Raw genomic sequence first — 19,302 nt, 5'->3', positions numbered from 1 at the left:
ATCCCCGGAAGGGAACATCGTCGATGATCCGACAGTGGCTGACCTGTGCCTCGTGCCACTATGGCGTCTCCTCACGTACCTAACCTTGTGAGCAATTGTGGACGATCTGCCGAACCGACTTGCCATGGCCGCCGTGATCGTCGCGCTGGGCTCGCTGCTCTTCGACGCCATGAGCTTCGCGAAGGGCTGGCCATTGGCCTTCCGTAGACTCTTCGCGACGGCGCTGATCGTCGCCGCTGCGACCGTCGGCTCCCTCTTCCTAACAAGTACGCCGGTGGTGGCTAACCGCCCGCCCCAAATACAATTCACGATAATCGCCGTCGCGGCGCTAGCTGGTGCGCTCGGCGTCTATCGACTGGTCCGGCCACTCCGCGCAGCCGTCGATCACGATCTGCGGCAGATCGCCCGAGCGGCCACGGCTCTGATCGAGGGTCGGCCGCTTGCCGCCCCGCTGGCCGGAGCCGGGGGTGTCCGGCGCAAAGACGCGTTCGTGGGCGTCGACGCGGTCTACAGAAGGCACGGCCGAGAGGAGACAGTGCGCGCTGTGCGCGCCCTAGTACGGCACTCGCGCCGAGGAACTGACCCGGTCGTGCTGCTGCAGGGCCCGGCGGGCGGCGGCAAGACCACCATCATGCGGCATGTGGTGAGAATCGCCCTGCCGAGTGGCCGGCGGCTTCGCCGCGGGGCGCCGATTCCAGTCTACGTCGACCTGAGGCGTATGCTTTCGGACGCTGGCACGGTCGAGGCAAACACGATCCGCGAGTACGTGGCCGATATCCTTGGCCATGGCGACGCTCGGTTCCGCGAGTTGGTGCTGCAATACCTTACTGAACGTCATGTCGAGGTTCGCTGGGTCTTCCTCTTCGATTCGTTCGATGAGCTGCCCGCATTGCTCGCATCGAGCGACGCGCGCAGGGTTGCCAGGGCGCACCTGGACGCCATCCGGCTGTTCGTCGACAACACGCCCGAGTCGCGGACCGTCATTGCCAGCCGCGACTTTCGCGAGACTGACGTCGGCGCGCTATGGCCGTCGCTCACGGTTCGCCCGTTAAGCCTGCGCCGACAGAGCAGGTTCGTTCACGTCATGATCACCGACAGGCTGGCTCGCCGGGTCCTGCGTCGGCGGCTCGCCGTGGACGCGGGCCTGCGTACGCTCTGCGAAAACCCGCTGATGCTGCGCCTGCTATGCAATTACGTGCGGGACACCGGTTCCACCGAGTTACCCGAGTCGGTATTCGACGTCTTCGACCGGTCCATCCGCGCCCGTATCCGGGAGACGGTGGGTGACCATGAAGACGGTCAGGCGACCGTCGACCGAACCTTGTCCACCGCTCGGGAGCTCGCCTTCTGCCTTACTGCGGGCAGCGGCACCGATCGGACCTCGTGGGACGACATCCGGCGTGCCATGGCCCTACGGGATTTTCCGGCCGGGGAAACGCTCGACGCGACCGCGCTGGTGCTGAAGCTGGCAGGGCTGGGCGCCACACATGGTGCGCGGGGCGATTTCCTATTCGCGCATCGGCTCATCCAGGACTTCCTTACTGCCGGCCTAGCCATGGCCCGGCCCGGCCTGGTCGACCCGGACAACATCCTGACCGAGCCCGGATGGGAGAACATCGTGCCGTTCATGTTGCGGCACGGAGACGACGAGCTTCGCGCTGCGCTGCTCCGCAGCGCGGAGTCCACGCTAGAGAAGGCTGCGGCAACGGCGGCCGGCGTACCCGTCGAGAGCGATCTGAACAAGCCAGCCGACGAGATCAGGCGGCTGGCTTCGTTCGCTTGGCCGCAACCGACCGTGCCGCTGGTCCGCATGATCGCGGCGGGCCGGCCGACACCCGTGCCAGAGCGATTGCAGCACGTGATCGACCGTCTGGTGGTGGGGGCATTGGTCGGAGGAGCGCCCTACGATCGATCCGTCGCCCTGGACTGCCTCCCGCTGGCCTCTAGTGCCCTTGCTCGGTGGGCAGTAGGCCGGACGATGCATCAGGAAACCGTGGCGACGCTGCGGTCTAAGGCGCTCGACAAGACTGTCGCATTGCGCCTGTTGCCGGTGGAGGACGACGACATCGAACGGCCGATGTTGCTGCTGCAGGCGTGGCGGGGCAAGCGGTCCTGGAGTACGCGGGACGACGGATCCGAGGACTCGCTCGGTGGGCAGTTGGCGATTCTGACGGCTATTACGGCAGTCTCGGCAGCGGTGGTTGCCGGCACGGCGGTCGTCCAAAGGATCGCATTTCCGGCCGCTGTCCCGGTGACAAGGGCGTTGTGGTGCACCGCAGTGGCGACCATCCTCTGGCATTTCGGCTGCCGCGGTTTGGGGCCGCGCTATCCGGCGGTCGTGGCGGCGTGGGTGGTATGCGCGATCGGGGTTCTCGGCCTGCTTTACGGAACGTTTGCCATCGGCGCGGCATTCATCGTGACGGTCTACGATATCCAGAGGTTTTTCTCGTCAACTACGGCCCACAGTCAATTATGGCCCTAGCTGCTGCCTGGCCGCTGCTCGCCCTGCTGGCCGTCGCGGGCGGCGCGTGTCGCGCCTCGCAGATTTTGACGTTGCATAGGCCACTGGCGATGCTGGCGCAACGGCAGATGGGTCGTTTCGTATTCGACTCCACCCGGACGGTCTCTTCCGTCGTTATGGTCATGTTTCTCGCCGCAGTGCTCACCGCCTTAATCGACACACCTGCGAGCTTCCGTTACCTGCCGACGGCATACCAGGATATAGGGCATGCCGCACTTATCGTCCTTCTGTTCGTCTCGATGACCGTGGCCATCTTCTTTCTAGCGTATTTTGATCTATATGCCGACATGCGTTGGCGGCGCTCCTGGCGACGCGAGGTCCCGGCTATTCCCGGCAGCGCCGACCTGCTGTCTTGGATCTCGGCCCAACGCACTCAGTACGGCCTCAGAAGGCTTTTCAAGGAATTGGAGGTGATCTCCCGACACGACCACCGGTTCCTATCGCGCCTAGAAAGCGTCCTAGCCGACCTTGACCGCGCCGTAGAACACCTTGCGAGCACGCGATTCTCGTCGGCCACCTGGACCGCACACCCGTCGGTGTGGGAGAAAGCGTTCCCCTTCACCGAAGCCGCGTTCCTGGCATGGCTGCGCCTGCCAGACACCACACAGCGCAAACTCCGATGGCTTACCGCGCTTGATCGGCAGGTGCTGGTAACGTTAGCCGAGCGGGCGCGTACCCCGATCACATAGCTAGCCGTTGGTAGTGACTAAATTCGCAGGCAGGGAACCAAATTGCCTGGTCGTAGTACGGAATCTCGCGAATGACTGATCAAGCATCGAGGGTCCCTATTGGCGTCCCTCAGATCCGCATGATGCTGCAACGTTACTGGCGTTCGAGTCACTCTTCTCGGCTACTTATCAGGACGTCGCGCAGGCCTCGGGTGCTCACTCGTGACGGTCGATAAGCGATCGACGCGTAGGGACATGTCACCCCTTCTCGGGTTAGCGGCCCGCCGACGATGTCGCCACCGAGTGGAATCGCTCGCGGCCCGCCTCGGGGTGTACGAGCCCGTCCCCTTGTTGCAGGGCCTCTCTGGGTCGTGGCGGCTGCCCTAGTCACTCGTCAAGCACGACGTAGCCGTCCCACTTCTCTTGGTCCCAGTCGTAGATCGTTGTGCCGGTTGGGAAGTCGTGGACGCCTTTTCCGGGCATGGAGGCGCTGACGAGTTTGTCGGTGTGGCTCACGTGGATCATCGGGTTGTCGATGCCCTTGGCCAGTGTGTCGAAGATGACCGCAGCGGCTTCGGCTTCGATGTCGCGGCCCGGGCTCCGGTGGCCGCGGGGTCCGTGGGCTTGCCACAGGCGGATCTCGACGGTGTAGAGGTCGAGCGCTTGAAACTCGCCCCCCGGCCGGTAGGGACGTTCGGACTCGTGTGTAAGGACCGGCCCGCCGAACTGTCCGGATCCATCCGGAACAAGAGTGCCTGTGTCCACCAGGAGTTGGCTATGGTCGGCTCCTTGCTGGAATTGACCTCCGAGTAGCTCAGCGGCCAGTCGAGCCACCTCGGCGTGCGGGCGCTCAGTCCGAAGGAATACCTGCTCACGCACTGACATTCAATCGCCCCTGTGTCTATGTACAGGATCAAGGTTCCGTCTTCCTGGACCACAGTCATGCGCCACTACGGCTGGACGCCCGAACCGAGGCGTGGACAGGCTACAGCGGGACAATTCGCGCCGTTGTCGGTGCGTCGAGTGTGTCTGCGTGCCGATCTCGCAGTGCCGGGGCGTCGGCGGTCATGAGGTGGCATCGGGGTACGGGGCGCCATTGGTGCGGGCCGGGCGGAGGAGTCTGCCGGTGGGGGGTTGAGGGGAGTCGAGTAGTCCTGCCGCGCCGACGGCGCGGATCCGTTGCACGGTACGCACGCTGGTGGCCAGGTCGTCGGCGAGTTGTTTGTTGGTGGCGTCGGGGCGTTCGCTGATCTTGACCCGAAGGCGCCGCCAGCGTTGGTAGGCGGCGGGGTTGGTGGGCATCATCCGCGTGAGTTCGGCCGGCACGTCGGTGAGGTGGTCGCGCTCATCTCGATCGCTGTCCTCGCTGCATTCGTCAGCGTTGTTGTGGTGGTGGGCGTCATCGTGTGTGTGATGAGGCTGGGCGGCGGGGGCGGCTGGCGGCGTGGCCGGGCTGGGAGGCTGGATCTCGGCATTAATGAGTAGGGCCCAGCCGTGGGCGTCGATCATGTCGATGAGTTGCTGTGCGACGTGGTCGATCGGGGTGGTGGTTGCGGCGATGGCGGCGAGGATCGGATCGTGGCTGTGTCGGGCACGGATTTTGGCTTCGATGTGGGTGGCGAGCGCCGCTCGCCGTGCCTCGGCGGCGAGTTGGGTGCGGGCGGCGGTCAGCGATTCAACGAGTCCGTGTCCGTTGTCGATGGCCAATGTGCGGGCGCGCCAGGTGATCGCTGGTTCGCGTTTCCATTGCCACAGCCCGTAGGCCGGGGCGGTGTGGCGCAGCATGCCGCAGCCTCGCAGCGCGTCGCGGCGGCGGGCGGCGGAGTGCAGCAGCCAGACGCTGTAGGCGAAGATTCCCAGGCCGCCGAAGACGGTGGCGAGATACGGGGAGCTGGCGTGACCGGCGATGTTGATGCCGACGGCGAGGGCCACCGACGCGGTGGACAGCAGGCGCCATCCGTAGGCGGTCTCGCCGAGGCGGCGGCGGGTGTCGGCGAAGGCGGCGGTTACGGCGCCGCCGAGGTCGATGACGATGGCGAATGGCATGACCAGCAGCGCGCGGGCCCAGAGCGGGAGGGCGTCGGGCCACGGCGGTATTTGGACGCCGACCCAGATTTGCCCGATCGAAGAGCCTAGCGCTGCGATGACGTAGAACGTCCAGGCCGCCCGCTCAACACCAACCCGCGTGGGTGGTGCGGCGGTGCCCGGCGGCGGGCCGGCGGCCGATGTGCGCAGCATGTCAGGAGACCTTTCTGCGGTGGGCGCGGATGCTGGTCACAGAGGCGTGCCGTTTGAAAATGTCACTCGTGCGGCGGTGGATGTATCCGGCTCAGCAGTTCGCTTGCGAGGGACTCGGTGTGCTCGGACCGTTCGATGCCGTGGGAGTCGAGGGCGTTGTGCAGGGTGGTGAGCCGGTGGCGGATGGCGTCGGCGTCGCCGAGGGCGGCAGCGGCGTGCATCGTGGTGCAGGTGAGTGCCTCGGAGAGCGAGTCGAGCTGGCAGGCCTGTTCGAGTAGGACCCACGACCGGTGCGGATCGGTGTCGGCTTGCAGCGCGGCGGCGTGGGCGAGCAGCTGGACGCGGTGGCGTCGGACCACCTCGCGATCGGTGTCGATCCAGTCGTATTCGGCGCCCTCGGCCAGGGCGCCGCCGGCGGCGTCGAGGGCGGCGCTGGCGTGGGCGAGGCGCTGGTCGTCGTTGGAGGCGGTGGCGGTGGCCTCGTAGTGGTCGAGGACGGTCCACCAGTCGACGCGGACGATGGCGGGGTCGAGGTGGTAGCGGCTGCCGGTGTTGGGAATGGGCTCCAGCCGCTGTTTGCGGGGTTGTGCTGTCTCGGCGCAGGGGGAGGCGGGGGCGGCGGCTTGGCGGATGTGTTTGCGCAGGTCGGCGACAACGGTCGAGAGTCGTTCGCCGGCGCGGCGCAGGGTGGCATCGGGGAACAACGCTTCCATGATGTCGCTGAGGTCGGCACCGTGCCGGTTGACCGCGAGGTAGACCAGCAGCTCGAGCGCTTTGGTCCGGATTCCGGTTGAGGGTTGTCCGTTGTGGTCGAGGACCGCAGGCCGGCCCAGGACTCGGACCGCGACCGGGAGCCGGCCGGCTGGCGCCAGGGGTGGGATGGCCGGCGGCGCGATGTCGTCGGCGTGTCTGGTGTCTGGCTCGACGATTCCGGGTTCGGCGGGCACAGTCGCGGGCAGGTGGGGCTGCTTGGGCGGTTGGAGGCGTGCGGGGTGGTCGATGGTGCCGTGGGCCTCGTGCAGCATGCTGAGCGTCTCGGTGGTGGCAGTGGTGTCGAGGACGGCCAGGCGGGGGGTGTCGTGGTTGCCGGTGGTGCCGTCGGGGGCGACGGTCAGGGTGGTGCCGGTCGGCCAGTCACCGATCAGGGCGGCGCCGATGTCGACGTGGTGACCCAGTCTGACCGCGGTGGCGAGGCGATTGGTGAAGGCTTTGTCGGGGATCGCAGTGATCAGGAGCAGCTGCGGCAGCGGTTCGGCATGAACGTTGGTGTCGCGCAGGGTGTGCACGTCGGCCACTTGGGCGTCGCCGAGCAGCCGGGATCGGCGGATGATCTCTTCTTCCAGTTGGGTGATGGCGTCAGCGTCGGAGGTGGTGACGGTCAGCCGGTCGATGTGGCCGAGGTCGGCGGCGGGTGCGCCCAGCAGGGTGGCGAGGGTGGCTGCGGGGATGATGGCGCGGCCTTTGGCGTCGGGGTCGTCGTCGCGGCCGGAGGCGAGCGTGGAGACCAGTAGCCCGCGGGCGGCGTCGAGGGCGCCGTCACCGGTCAGTCCGAGGCCGGTGGACAGTGGCAGGGCGGCGGCGCCGGCCAGCTCGGAGCCGCTCGGTCCGGTTGACGGCAGCGCGGGTTTGACCGCGGCGACCTGGTACTCGCGCACCGTCGGCATTGGGTGTTCGTCGAGGATGTCCGGGGAGGGGCGGCGCAGGCGGGTCCGGATGCGGGTCATCGCGGCAAGCGGGGGCAGCAGGTCGGCGTCGTGGAGGTGGTCGCTGGTGATCGGGGTGGGCGTGTAGCGGTGCCGGCGGCGTCGCCACACCATGGCCGTGGCGGCGGCCAGCGCGGCGGCCAACGGTAGCCCGACCCACCCGCCGGGTAGGTCCACGCCGGTCTGTTCGGGGGTGCCGGTGGCCGGTGGCTCGGATTCCCTGGGACGCGGTGGTGCGGTGGAGGCCGGTGACGCATGGGTGGTCGCCGGTGAGATGCTGGCGCGGTGATCGCCGGTAGGACCGTCTGAGGCAGCGCGTGTGGCAGGTGCCGACGTGGCGGGAGTGATCGGCGAGGGCCCGGCGGTGGACGGTGCCGGTAGGGTGCGCGGTCCGGGCCGGGTGTCGTTGCTCGGGAGCTGCGTGGCCGGGGGCGGCGGGGTGAGGTGGCCGGTGGCGTGGGGGCGGGTGCCGTGGTCGCGGGCGTCGCGGGGTAGCACGATGGTCCAACCGGCTTGCCAGTGGTCGGGGAAGCGGTGGTCGCGGCGTTCCCAGTGCGGGTTGAGGCGGGCGATGTCGGGGTAGCGGTCGGCGTCGCCGAGGAATCGTTGGGCGACGTCGACCATCCAGTCGCCGCGCGCCACCGTGTAGACAGGTGGACGTCTCGCGCCAGCGTGCCGTCCGGCGGCGGCATCGGCGGGCACGGACTCCGGCGCCACGGCGGTGCCGGCGGCCGTGTCCGGGCGTTGCGGTATGTCGAGAGCGGTCGCGGTGACCGCGACGGGTGTCGTGGCCGCGGCGGCGGGGGCGGCGCTGGTGGTGATCGCGGCGGTGCCGAGCATGGCGGCGGTCACGCCCTGGACCGGTGGCGGCAGGTAGCGGGTGAATGCCGCCCAGGGCAGCCGGCGCAGGGAGGTGGTGAGTACGGTGCTGATCGCGGCGGCGGTGATCGCCCAGACGAGCCAGGCGAGGATGCGGGCGGTCGCCTCCTGGTGGGCGGGGTGGTGCGGGTCGTCGAGCCAGGCGTGGATCTGCTCGGCGGTGGGCCAGTGCTCGGGGACGGGTGGGCCGGTGACGGCGGTGAGCAGGAGCGGTGCGCCGATCAGCCAGGCGGTGACCAGCACGGTGGTGCGGGCGGCGACAACGAAGCGGATCATGTGGCACCTCCTCACGAAGCCGACGGATGCCGGCTTTCGGCGGCCCGTTCCGGCCGTCGGTAGCGGCGACAGGTTGGTGTGGAGGTGACGGTAGGTGCGGTGGCTGCCCGTGCGTCGGTGGTGCGCGCGCACAGTTCATGACAGTCACGCACACGGAATGACAACCGCAGGTCAGCGGCGGTGTCCGGTGGTGGAGTTGGTGACCGTGGTGGGGCCGAGGCCGGCGGCGGCGAGCCGTTGGGTGTAGGCCTGGTGCAGGGCGTCGGCGGCGTGGTGGTCACCTGTTGCGCGCAGGATCTTCTGGGCGCGCTGGTGCACCTCGGCGTTGTACGGGTCGACGGTCGCGGCGGCGCGGAGCACCTCGACAGCGTGGGCGGAGTTGCTGACGGCGGCCATCTGCAGGTAGGCGTCGATGAGGTCGCGGCGCAGCTGTTCACGTGCCGGGTGCAGCCAGGGCCAGCTGAACCCGGCCGCGAGGTCCCCGCGGTAGGTGTCGATGACGGTGCGCAGGGCTGTCTGACGCTCTTCTGCGGTGAGCGCCGCCGCGGCGCCGGTAACGGCGTGGCGCAGGGCGTGCAGGTCGCTGGTGATCGCGTCGGTGTTGAGCAGGTACCGCTCGTCGCGGCGCCGCACGGGTTCGGCGATGCGCGGTGCCAGTTGCTGGCGCAGGTCGGTCAGGGTGGTGTGCAGGCGTTTGGTGATGGCGGCCGGTGGGTGGCCGGGCCACAACGCGCGGACCAGGTCGGTGGTGGTGGCGCCGTCCGGGTGCACGGCCAGAAACGCCAGGACCTGCAGGCCGGCGGTCCGGCGCAGCCGTACCGGGGCGCCGTCAAGGAACAGGTCGCAGCCGCCCAGCAGTTTCAACCGGCCGGCCGGTTCGCCTCGGATGGCGGGCCCCACTGCGGGTTCGGCCGGGGTGGACGGTGGGGGAGTAGCACTGCCGAGGTGTTGCACCAGGCGCAGTAGGTCGGTGGCGGCGTGCGGGGTGAGCACGCACAACCGCCGCGGAACACCCGGGCCGGCGTTGCTGACGGCGCCGTCAGCGCGTACGTCCCACCCGGCAGCGCCGGTTGGCCGGTCGCTGACCGTCACAACGGTAACGACGTCGTCCGGAGCGGGCGCCGACGGGGCTGTCGACGTGTTGCGGCCAGCCGACGGCCCGCCGCGGCGGGTCACCCGCAGGATCGAGCCGGCCGTGAGCGAGTAGGCCGGGTGACTTTCATGGCCGGGATCCCCCGGCACGGTGGTGGTGTCGAGGCCGAGTCCCGGCGGCAGCGACTCGGCCACATCGGTGCCGAGCAGGAGTCGCAGGTCGTGCCGGCGCAGCACAACGTCGACCGGGCTGCTGTGGTGTAGCGCGGCGTGCAGGGCGGCGGTCACGAGCAGGCCGCGGGCGGCGTCGGCAGCACCGGGCCCGCACAGGGTCAGCCGGCCCGCAGGCAGTTGCGTCAGCAGGGCTACATCGGCTGCGGGCGTCGGCGCTGGTGGTGTCGGGTCGGCGGCGGTGACGGCCGCAGTGATTGCCTCTGCGGTTTCCGGTAGAGGTTGCAGATCGGCGTCATGCCGGTGGTGGCCGAGTGGCTGGGGGCCCGGTTGGTATCGGTGTCGGCGATGCAGCCAGATCAGGGTGCTGAGCGCGGTGACTGCCAGCGCGGTCGGATACGGCACCCATCCACCGCCCGGCAACGCGATCCCACCCTGAGCGATGTCGGCGTCTGCAGCGTGCATCGGTCTCTCGTCGCTGGAGGAGAGCGGGTCGTGGGAGTCGTGATCGGCGTTGCCCGCGGCGGCGGGCTGCGAGGCGATCCCGGCCAGGGCTCCGGTGCCGGCGGGCAGGGCGAGCATGGCGGTCCCGGCGAGGGAGGTGGCGGTGGCCTGCGCCGGGGTCGGCAAGGGCAGACGCCGCAGCCGCCGCCACGCGCGGCGCCCGGCGACGCTAGCGGCCCTTACCACGAGGACGGCGGTGAGCAGCCACAGCGCGGCGATCCCGGATCCGACCACCAGCCAGACGAGGGCCTCCGGCGGGGGATCGCCAGCCCACTCCAGGACCTCGCCGCGGTCGAGGTCACGCCACGGCTGACGGGCGGTCCAAACGACCACGGCGGCGGGTGGCCCGACGACCAAGACCAGCACCAGCAGGCTGGTGGCCAGCCGGTTCAGCGCGCCGATCACCGCCGACCCATCCGACAGCGGGCTTGAGGCTGGGGTGGTGGATTAGCGGGCATGGGCGGTCACGGGCAGCCGGGTGAGTTGCCACAGCCGGTAGACGGCCCAGACGGTCACGGCGCCGGTGTAGAGCAGGGCCAGAATGCCTGGCCCCCCGGTGAGAGCGAGGGTGCGGTGGCCGGCGCCAGCGACGGCGACGCAAAACACCGCCAGGAACACCGCGAGCACGCCACGCAGGGGCAGAGAGCGGGCCAGCGTGCACGCGATGCCGATCCCCACCAGGACGCCGCCCAGAATGCGCAGGACGGGTTGAATGCTGGACAGGGCCGGGGGGAGGTAGACCGACCACCAGACCACGACCAGCAGCATCCCGGTGGTGGTGAACACGATCGAGCTGGCCGGGAACGCCAACACCGCATCCACCTCGTTCAGCGCCTGCTGGCGGTCGCGTAGCGTCCACGCCATTGCGGCGAGAACGGCGGTGACCGGCAGTAGTGGCAGTACCGCCCATCGCAGGCTCAGCGACAGCCACAGCCCTAGGTACGCCGCGGCGGCGACCGCGTACAGGGCGGCAATGGCCAGCCCGGTGAGCACGGCGAGGGTGATACCGCCGGCGGCGCGCACCACCGCCACCTCCCCAGCCCTGCCCGGGGCGGGGAGGTGGGGCTGGGCGTGCGCGAGGGCGGTGCCGAGCCACGATGCGGCGGAGAGCGCACCGACCAGCGCCACTGTGGTGGCCAGGGTGAGTTCGCCCCAGGTCACCAGGATCCAATGCGGGTCCCGGCGGGTGCCGCCCTCGAAGTCCGCGGTGAACAGCATCTGGGCGAACAGTGCCAGCGACGCGACGCCGGCGATCAGGACCGACCCCATCCGCCGCAGCGGCGGCATCTGCACTCCGGCCGGTCCTGCGGCTGCTCCGGGTTGCGTGCCGGCGGGGGTGGTGGTGTCGGCGGCGCCCAGCACGGCGGCGAACCCCGGTTGGGTCACGACCTGCGGTACGGCACCGAGCTGGGCGCCGATCGCGGGTGCGGCGGCGGGCATGACGGCGGCGCCGCCGATCAGGTACACGCCGGTGAGCTGCCCGACGGTCAGGTCCGCGGCGGCGACGGCGCGGGCGGCGAGGTCCCCGGCCTGCGTGAGTACCGGCGCGGCGGCCTCCTCGACCAGATGGGCGTGCACGACCAGGGTCGGTGCCGATGCCGGCATCGGGACTGTGACCGCTGCCTGGTGGGTGAGGGACTCGCGGGCCGTGCGCAGCGCCGCCGCTGTCGCCCACCGCGCCCCGTCCGCCGCCGCGGCGCCGTCGGGACTGGTGAGGGTAGTGAGGAGGTGATCGTCGATGGCGGCGGTACCGGCCTGCGGGTCGGCCAGGGTAGACAGCACTTCGAAGCCGGCCGGGCCGCGGCGCAGCACGGTGGCCTCGCACCCAGCACCCAGATCGCAGATCAACAGCAGAGCGCCGACGGGCAGGTGCATCCCGCCGGCCAGCCATCGTTGCGCGGCGGCGACCGGTGCCTCGACCAGCCGGGGCTGGCCGAGGCCGGCGCGGAGCGCCACCTGCCGTAACCAGGTCCGCCGGCGAGGGCCCCACCCGGCCGGCACCACCATCCGCACATCAGTGATCGGGCCACCCACCCGAGCCGCCGCGACCGCGCCGACGTGCCGCAACGTCGCCACCGCCAGATCAGCCACCGGTACCTTAATACCGCCGGGCACCGTCACAGCGCCGCTGTCCGGGCCGTCCAGCACAGCCAGCGGCGACGGCACGAACCCGTCCGCGACGGTGGCGGCGTGCCGCCACGCCGCCGCACCCACCACCTGACCGTCGTCGCCGGCGGTGTGCACAGCGCTGGACAGTTCGAGGGCGCCGTCGAAGGTCAACGGCTCCCACGCCCCGCCCGGCCACACCACCACCGCCTGGGTGCAGGCGGTGCCGTAATCGATCACCAGATGCGGCTCGGCGGGCTGCATGACGGTCAAGTCAAACAGACGATCGTCCATGCGTCACCCCACGATCACTGATCAACACCAATCGATCTGGACGAAATATTCCGAGCGTACGAGTGTCTGCTTCGCTTGCTGCCTGCCACGGCCTTCGCAGCCGCTCCGGGCGCCTTCCCATACCACCACAGTGGACCCGCTGATGGTGGTCAGGAGCGCGGACCGGTAGGGGCACCAGCGACCCGGCGAACGCCGTCACGGTCATCCATCCAACTCGGACAACCGGCCAGGAACGACAGGTCCGGACGGTCGCCCTGGCGGAGCAGGCGCCGGCCATCGTCGTCGGTCAACTGGGTGTACCAACTGGTGAGGTCGTCGTCTCCACCGCAGTAGTTGACCCACTCGTGGAAGCGGTAGAACCAGAAGGCGCCGCAGCCGGTGCAGCGTTGCAGCGATTCCAGGTCGTGCGTCGACTCGTACAGCACCCGTAACGCTTGCAGTTGTGGGTCGTGGCAGCAGTCCAGAAATGAGATGTCCACCACCTGCTCCTTTCCATGCGCCGCCGCCGTCGTCGCGGCCATCTCGGTTGCCGGTGTGGGGTGGGTCAGGCAGCGAGGATGGCGGCGAAGCGGTGGTCGGCGAGGTCGAGCTGGGCGTCGATGTGCTGTTTGACTTCCGTCGGCAGCGGGGTGTCGTCGCGGTGCAGCAGGTCCCGTAACACCGGTACGGCCGGGGCGTACTTGCGGGCGGAGCGGTCCAGCTTGGTGCCGGTGGTGTGGATGATCCCGACCCCGTTGTCGGTGAAGTCCGACAACTTCAGCACCCGCGCCCACGGCTCGCCCGCGACCACACCACGAAGGTGATCGAGATAAGCGCGCACCCGGTCAGTGCCAGGACGCGGATCTGGTTGGGTGACCGCCCGGACCAGGCGTTGCACCCGGTCGCCGTAGCGGCCGGCGATCACCGCGAACGCGTCCTCATGCGGTGGTGGACCGGTACCACCGGACCGGCTGGCCACCGTCCACGACTGGTCTTCGACGCTGTCGTGCAACAGCCCGGCGATCAGCACCTGCGCGTCGGTGACCCGGTAGTGACACAGCATCCGCAACGTCACCCGCAGCACATGATTGAGATACGGCTCCCGGGTGCGCCACTGCCCCGCATGCACCCGGCCGGCCCACCCGGCGGCGTCCGCGACCACCGCCGCGGCTGGGCCGGGGAGGTGGTGGTCGAGTTCGAGGGTGAGCCGGCGACGCAGGCCAGCTTCACCGTGAACTTCGGTGACAGCATGCAACGGCATCGCCCGCAACACCGACGCAGAAACAGAAACAGAAGCGGAGGCGGAAGGACCACCAGTGTTCGTCATGCCATCCATGATCGTCGCTTGTGGCTTCGGCCGGAACTATGGATTCGACAACCAACTATAGGGTGAGGCTATGGGTCAGCTACGGGTCTCCTCCGACGCGTTATCGGCTTTCGTGGTGTTCGCCGAACACCTCAACCTCACCCGCACCGCCGCCGCCCTGCACATCTCCCAGCCGGCGCTGCACGGCAAACTCGCCACCCTCGCCCGCGAACTCGACCGGCCGCTGTACGAAAAGTCGGCCGCAGGCTCGTCCTCACCCCTGACGGTGAACGGATCGCCCGGTTCGCACGCGACCACGACGACCGCCTCACCCGATTCCTCGACGAACTCCGCAACACCCCGCCCACCCGGCCCATCATCCTGGCCGCCGGACACGCCGCCTACCTGCACATCCTCGGCGACATCATCAAAACCACCCTCACCCACCAACCCGGCAGCCTGCGGCTGCTGCACACCCACCGCCAACAAATGCTCGCCGCGGTCCGCACCGGACGCGCCCACCTCGGCGTCGCCGTCCTCGACGTCCAACCCGACGACCTGATCACCGTGCCCGTCGCCACCTACCCCCAAGTCCTACTCGTCCCCGACGACCACGCCCTCGCCCGACGCCGCACCGTCCGGCTGCACCACCTCGCCGGCGAAGAACTCGTCGTCCCCCCACCCACCCGACCGCATCGCATCAGCCTCGAACGCGCCATGCGCGACGCCGGACACACCCTCCACGTCGCCGTCGAAGCCGAAGGCTGGCCCCTGACCGTCCATTTCGCCGCCCTCGGCGTCGGACCCGCCGTTGTCACCGGCTGCGTTCAACCCCTACCCGGCCTCACCGCCATCCCCATCACCGACCTCCCCACCATCACCTTCCACGCCGCCCACCGCCCTGGCGCCCTCGACGACCCCCGCACCGCCACACTCCTGCACGCCATCCGCACCCACACCACCACGACACGCCACCACACCCCCTGACCCCAGGCAGTGTCGCGTGCAAACTCCGCGTGCGGTCGCGCGATCGTCTGAACCCGGCGGCACAGTAGTGCCGCAGCAGGTGAGTTCGACGTTCGTAGGGCGGTGCCGGAAGATGATCCCGTGGAGATCCTCAAGCTGCTGCGGCCGGGTGTGACCAAGCCTCACGTCGATCACGCCGCCCGTGCTCGTTGGCTCGCCGCCGTGTACCACGCGGTGAGAAGCGTCGGCGGCGCTGTCACTGCCGGTGCCGAGGAACCCGCTGTTGGCCGTAACTACTACCGGGTCAGCGTGAGAGCCCGAGACGGTGCCGCGGGGGCCATCCTGTTCAACGCGGCCGCCCTGGTGGTGGCCGCAGCCGAGGGCGGTAGCCCGCAGGAGTCCGCCGCGGTGTTCGCAGACGTGCCTGGGAGCGAGGTCTTCTCCACTCGCGGATTCTCGGTGGCCGACCAAGCGGAACTCAACGAACCGCTCACCGAGCGCCATCTTCAGGAACTCGCAGCGGATGAACGACGTGACGTGGCCTATCACCGTCCACCCCGACTCGGTGATCTGCTGTTCAACTGGTTCGACTGAGTGGCAATGTGGGGCTGGCTACGGACGATCGGATAATAAGACAGTTCAACTTGCTGGGATGATGCCTGCGAGACGGCGCCATTGGGGTAGTGGGAGTCCTCGACTATCGGGGTCGAGGACTTGTAGGCACACGTGATCGGCGCCGGCCTCGAGGTGTTGGCGAACGCGCTCCGCGATGGCAGCTTCATCGCCCCAAGCGATCAGAGCGTCCAGGAGCCGGTCACTGCCGTGGCGATCCAGGTCGTCGGTGGTGTAGCCGAGCCGACGAAGGTTGTTCGTGTAGTTGGGCAGGGTGAGATATCGGCGGAGGTGTTGTCGTCCTATCTCGCGTGCTCGGGTCTTGTTGCTGTCAAGTACGACCGCTTGTTCTGGCACCAATAGCTTGGTTGCTCCAAGGATTTGTCGGGCGTGAGCGGTGTGTTCGGGAGGGACCAGATAGGTGTGGACGCCGTCGGTGTGCTCCGCCGCGACCCTTAGCATGCGGGGGCCGAGCGCCGCGAGCATACGAATAGCCTCCTCGGCTGGTACAGCCCTGTAGTGCTGGGCAGCGCTGTCCATCGCCGCGAGATAGTCACGCGTGGCTTGTAACGGCCGTCCGTAGGACAGGCCGCGTATGTCGTTGACCAGTTTCGGATGGCTGACGCCGAGGCCGAGGATAAAGCGGTTGGGGTAAGCCTCGGCGAGGGTTTGGTGAGCTGCTGCCGTCGATAGTGGGTCACGCGCCCACAGGTTCGCGACGGCGGTTGCGACAATGGTGCGTTGGGTAGCCGCCAGCAGGATGCCAGACTGGCTGATGGGCTCGCGGCCGACGTTCTCGCCGACCCATACGGAGGTGTATCCCAAAGCTTCGAGTTCCTGGACTGAGTCGCGTACGACCGAGGCGGGTTGAAAGTCGAATTGGGCGGTCCACACCCCCACGCCGGCTAGATTCATGACTTCGCTCGGCTGGCCACGCCGCTGAGGGCACAGCCGAACTCGTGGACCAGTTCATTCAAGGTGTTGCTTGCGCGAGCATCAACTTGCTGGACGAGTCGCCGAATTCGGCGGGCCTGTTGAAGGATTGGCACGATAGGTTGGTGGATGGTGGAGGTCAATGCCAGCTGAGTAAGGCCAGTTGCCTGGTCGATGTCGCCGATGTGCACAGCGGCGTCTGCCATGTAGAGGCGCAGGACCGCGCGTGCTTTGGTGTGGGACCCGGGTAATGCGGCGAGGGCTTCGGCTAGCTCCGGATAGGCTCGTTCTGGCTGATGTAGCAGTAGTTTGCTCGTGCCGACGTAGTACCGCAGATCGAGCGTGCCGTGGGCGAAGTCCATGCCATGACGCCGGTCGCGCTCGCTGGAGTATTCGGCTGCTTTCTCTGCCGCGGCGTAGGCAGTGTCGAAACCATCGTTGTTCCCCATGCCCGCGGAGGTACGGGCGTGCAGTGCGTGCAGCCAAGCTCGGGTCGTCGCGTCTGAGCCTTGGCCGGCGAAGTAGATGCCGCGCTCGATCAGCTCGCCCGTGCGGCGGAGATCGCGATTGTGCCAGGGGATGAGGCTCTGAGCGCCCAACAACCACGCGCCGAGTCCCCAAGCCCTGGCCTCGTCGGCGGCGGCTACCGCTACCGCGTACCACCGGTCCGCCTGGTGGTGTTCGTTGAGGTCGAAGCAGGCCCAGGCGCGTAGTCCGGCAAGACGCGCCGCCAGCCTCACTAGCCGTTCGTGATGGCGCAGCGTGTGGGACTGGTGCAGTCGGGCAGAGACAAGCTCCATCAGGACCCGGATCTTGGCGAGCGCATCGGCGGGTGGAGTCTGGGCGAAGTCCGCGTCCAGTCGTTCGCAGGCCAGTTCAGCGGCCGTCAGTTCGCCCGTGCTGATTCCGCCTTGGTCCAGTGCCGAGGCGAGTTCGATGAGATCTAGGTCGGCGCTGTCCCGGCGGTATTGGGTCGGGGCCGTGATCTGATGATCGCTCTCTAGACTTAGCGTGTTGGCCAGTTCGTCGGGCGGCTCGGGCGTTGAGGGGCGGCGCTGTGGTCGCCGGTGACGGTAGAAGCCCAGTTCGGCGTCAGTGTGGACGTCGAGGACGGCGCGGAATCCGTCGCGACGCGCGCGGCCGGGCCAGCGGGTTTCACCGCGTTCGAGCTTGCCGATGTCGGTTTCGTCCAGGCGGTCCTCTTTTCCGTGGACGCGCCATTGCCAGGTGTTGACCGCTTCAGCTAATTCTTGCCGCGACATCGGGCGTCCCGAGCCTGTTGGGGACGCCTTCCGCAAGCGGGCGTTGGTCAGCTTGGCATTCGCCTGGTTGCGTTCACCCATCGCGGCATACCTCCTCGTCAGGTTCCAGGATTACGGTCCGACCAGCAGCGATCAAGCTACACCTGACGCAGCCCAAACATCCTGCGACCGGCGCCACATGCGAAATGGATCTAGCTGGCGTCCGGAGTCCAAGACCGTTGACCATTCCGCGCCCTACGAGTGCGACGCGCGGTCGAACCGCAGGAGTGGGACGTCATACAATTCGGGATCGCGTTCTCGTCGGAGGACCGGACTCGACACTTCAACGAGGAGCATCTCGGTGAGAAACTGAACCTTGGCTGACAACAGGTGGCTGGTGTGCGCTGTGGCGCTGTGTTCCTTGAGGCCGACGGATACGTGGATGTGCGGCAGTATCCGTTGCTCTGTTTCGTCGTAGGCGATGGTTCCGCTGCCGAGGACTTCGACGTTGGTCAGGTGGACGGCTGACCAGACGGGAGCTTGCGGGTTTTCGAGTTTTCTGCAGGTACCGACGATCTCTACCTGCGAGAAGCCGGCGATGAAGGATGAGATGACGCCCTGACGAACCCGGTTGGTGCGGCAGAACTCGTCCAAGGCGGTGAAGAAGTCCTCGCCGTGGTCAAACGCCACCACGAAGGTCCGGCCGATGTCGACCTGTTGACTACGCATCCTCCGCCTCTTCCGGTCCGCGTTCGTGGCGTTGCGCCCAAGGCCACGCCGCGGTATCGCCGCAGCCGCTGGCAGCCCTGAACGCCGCTTCGATTGACTTGCGGTCGGCGTCGGCGGCGAGCGTGGTCCACAACAGGATGCGCGCCTTGAGTGGATCGAGGAATCCGGCCGAGATCAGTCCTCGGCTGAGCAGGTCGCGCTCTGAGCCCGGGAAGCCGTACGTTGTTGTGAGTACGGAGCCGGCGCCGGTCCGGCTGGCGAGTACGACAGGGAACTGATCGGCGAGGTAATGCAGCTGTGGCACCAGGTGTTGCGGGACGTGGCCGACACCGAAGCCGGCGATCACGGCGCCGTCGACGAGATCCGCGAGGCCGTTCAGGAGTGTGCCGTCATCGCCGAGGCTGACTGTCAGCAGTGCTACACGGGGTTGGTGGGTCGGCGTCGGTACGACGGTTCGGTTCGTGATCCGGTTGAATATCCGGGGCTGACCTTCGACGAGGTAGCCGAGTGGTCCGGCGGTCGGGGATTGGAAGGTTGATCCGGCGGTCGAGTGGGTTTTGCGGACGCGCCGGGCTGCGTGGATCTCGTCGGCGAGCACGACCAGGCAGCCCAGATTGCGGGCGGTGGGGCTCGCGGCGGTCTGTACGGCGGCGAGCAGGTTCGCTGGTCCGTCAGCGCCGGCCAGTGTCGGGTTGCGCATGGCGCCGGTGATCACGATGGGTTGTGGCCCGTGGTGGTACAGGTCGAGGAGGTAGGCGGTCTCCTCGATGGTGTCGGTTCCCTGGACGACGACGATGCCGTCGAAGCCGTCGGCCAGCCGTTCTCGCAGGAGCGTCGCCAGGGCTGTCAGATCGTCGAAGGACAGTGACGCCCCAGGGAGCCGGCGAAAGTCGACCGTTTGGACGGCCACGCCGAGATCCGCGAGGCCGGGTACGGCTGCCAGCAGGTCATCTGCGGAGAGGACCGGTGTGACGCCGCCGCTCGTACTGGTTGTCATCGCGATCGTACCGCCCAGGCTGGCCACGAGGACCCGGCGTGGCTCGGATGCAGCGGGCACAGGGTTGTCCTCCACCTCAATGGGACG

At 68.3% G+C, this 19,302-nt stretch carries 15 protein-coding genes and 1 pseudogene; 5 read left to right on the top strand and 11 right to left on the bottom strand.

Going from position 1 to position 19,302, the window contains the following annotated elements; translation table 11 throughout:
• Positions 1-97 precede the first annotated feature (97 nt).
• Both LDL48_RS29980 and LDL48_RS29975 read left to right on the top strand, forming a co-directional pair.
• Positions 98-2,482 carry an NACHT domain-containing protein gene (locus LDL48_RS29980; RefSeq protein ID WP_225257859.1) on the top strand — a complete coding sequence of 795 codons (2,385 nt, stop codon included), beginning with the start codon at positions 98-100 and terminating at the stop codon, positions 2,480-2,482.
• A complete protein-coding gene (locus LDL48_RS29975; protein ID WP_225257858.1) occupies positions 2,473-3,210 on the top strand; it encodes a hypothetical protein in 738 nt (245 codons plus the stop codon). The genes LDL48_RS29980 and LDL48_RS29975 overlap by 10 nt, the downstream gene beginning before the upstream one ends.
• Before the next feature lie 366 nt (positions 3,211-3,576).
• On the opposite strand, the gene LDL48_RS29970 is transcribed toward LDL48_RS29975, so the two are convergent.
• From LDL48_RS29970 to LDL48_RS29940, 7 genes are all read right to left on the bottom strand, one after another.
• Positions 3,577-3,954: a hypothetical protein gene (locus LDL48_RS29970; RefSeq protein ID WP_225257857.1), complete on the bottom strand. Its 378-nt coding sequence runs from the start codon at positions 3,952-3,954 to the stop codon at positions 3,577-3,579.
• A gap of 300 nt (positions 3,955-4,254) precedes the next feature.
• Entirely contained in the window at positions 4,255-5,427 is a 1,173-nt protein-coding gene (locus LDL48_RS29965; protein WP_225257856.1) for a hypothetical protein, read from the bottom strand.
• 62 nt (positions 5,428-5,489) lie between these two features.
• Complete coding sequence (locus LDL48_RS29960) at positions 5,490-8,285, bottom strand: LysM peptidoglycan-binding domain-containing protein (protein ID WP_225257855.1); 2,796 nt, start codon at positions 8,283-8,285, stop codon at positions 5,490-5,492.
• Positions 8,286-8,456: 171 nt separating this feature from the next.
• The gene (locus LDL48_RS29955) at positions 8,457-10,457 is read right to left on the bottom strand and encodes an AfsR/SARP family transcriptional regulator (RefSeq protein WP_225257854.1); all 2,001 of its coding nucleotides are present in this window, start codon (positions 10,455-10,457) and stop codon (positions 8,457-8,459) included.
• Between the two features lie 42 nt (positions 10,458-10,499).
• On the bottom strand, positions 10,500-12,422 hold the full coding sequence (locus LDL48_RS29950; protein WP_225257965.1) for an Hsp70 family protein: 1,923 nt from the start codon (positions 12,420-12,422) through the stop codon (positions 10,500-10,502).
• 179 nt (positions 12,423-12,601) lie between these two features.
• Positions 12,602-12,973: a hypothetical protein gene (locus LDL48_RS29945; RefSeq protein ID WP_225257853.1), complete on the bottom strand. Its 372-nt coding sequence runs from the start codon at positions 12,971-12,973 to the stop codon at positions 12,602-12,604.
• A gap of 23 nt (positions 12,974-12,996) precedes the next feature.
• Positions 12,997-13,692: an HD domain-containing protein gene (locus LDL48_RS29940; protein WP_225257852.1), complete on the bottom strand. Its 696-nt coding sequence runs from the start codon at positions 13,690-13,692 to the stop codon at positions 12,997-12,999.
• A 136-nt stretch (positions 13,693-13,828) separates the two neighbouring features.
• Between LDL48_RS29940 and LDL48_RS45175 the strand changes: the two are divergent.
• The 3 genes and pseudogenes from LDL48_RS45175 to LDL48_RS29925 form a co-directional block, all read left to right on the top strand.
• A pseudogene (locus LDL48_RS45175) lies at positions 13,829-13,945 on the top strand (LysR family transcriptional regulator); the annotation flags it as partial.
• Positions 13,946-14,031: 86 nt separating this feature from the next.
• Positions 14,032-14,724 (top strand): LysR family transcriptional regulator substrate-binding protein, encoded by a 693-nt coding sequence (locus tag LDL48_RS29930; RefSeq protein ID WP_225257964.1) that lies wholly within the window; start codon positions 14,032-14,034, stop codon positions 14,722-14,724.
• 120 nt (positions 14,725-14,844) lie between these two features.
• A complete protein-coding gene (locus LDL48_RS29925; RefSeq protein ID WP_225257851.1) occupies positions 14,845-15,297 on the top strand; it encodes a hypothetical protein in 453 nt (150 codons plus the stop codon).
• A 45-nt stretch (positions 15,298-15,342) separates the two neighbouring features.
• Here the strand turns inward: LDL48_RS29925 and LDL48_RS29920 are convergent, their stop codons facing one another.
• The 4 genes from LDL48_RS29920 to LDL48_RS29905 all read right to left on the bottom strand — a co-directional run bounded on the left by LDL48_RS29920 (position 15,343) and on the right by LDL48_RS29905 (position 19,275).
• Positions 15,343-16,215 carry an LLM class F420-dependent oxidoreductase gene (locus LDL48_RS29920; RefSeq protein WP_308016492.1) on the bottom strand — a complete coding sequence of 291 codons (873 nt, stop codon included), beginning with the start codon at positions 16,213-16,215 and terminating at the stop codon, positions 15,343-15,345.
• A gap of 11 nt (positions 16,216-16,226) precedes the next feature.
• Positions 16,227-17,591 (bottom strand): NsdA family TPR-like regulatory protein, encoded by a 1,365-nt coding sequence (locus LDL48_RS29915; protein WP_225257849.1) that lies wholly within the window; start codon positions 17,589-17,591, stop codon positions 16,227-16,229.
• Positions 17,592-17,744: 153 nt separating this feature from the next.
• Positions 17,745-18,218, bottom strand: a complete 474-nt coding sequence (locus tag LDL48_RS29910; RefSeq protein WP_225257848.1) for a PPC domain-containing DNA-binding protein — start codon at positions 18,216-18,218, stop codon at positions 17,745-17,747.
• Positions 18,211-19,275, bottom strand: a complete 1,065-nt coding sequence (locus LDL48_RS29905; RefSeq protein ID WP_308016491.1) for an asparaginase — start codon at positions 19,273-19,275, stop codon at positions 18,211-18,213. The genes LDL48_RS29910 and LDL48_RS29905 overlap by 8 nt, the downstream gene beginning before the upstream one ends.
• Positions 19,276-19,302: the final 27 nt, after the last annotated feature.

The sequence above is a fragment of the Jidongwangia harbinensis genome (genome assembly GCF_020216025.1).
Lineage (GTDB): Bacteria > Actinomycetota > Actinomycetes > Mycobacteriales > Micromonosporaceae > Actinoplanes > Actinoplanes harbinensis.
The sequence above is the reverse complement of the archived record's forward strand: the minus strand, read 5'-3'. Positions and strand labels throughout refer to the sequence as shown.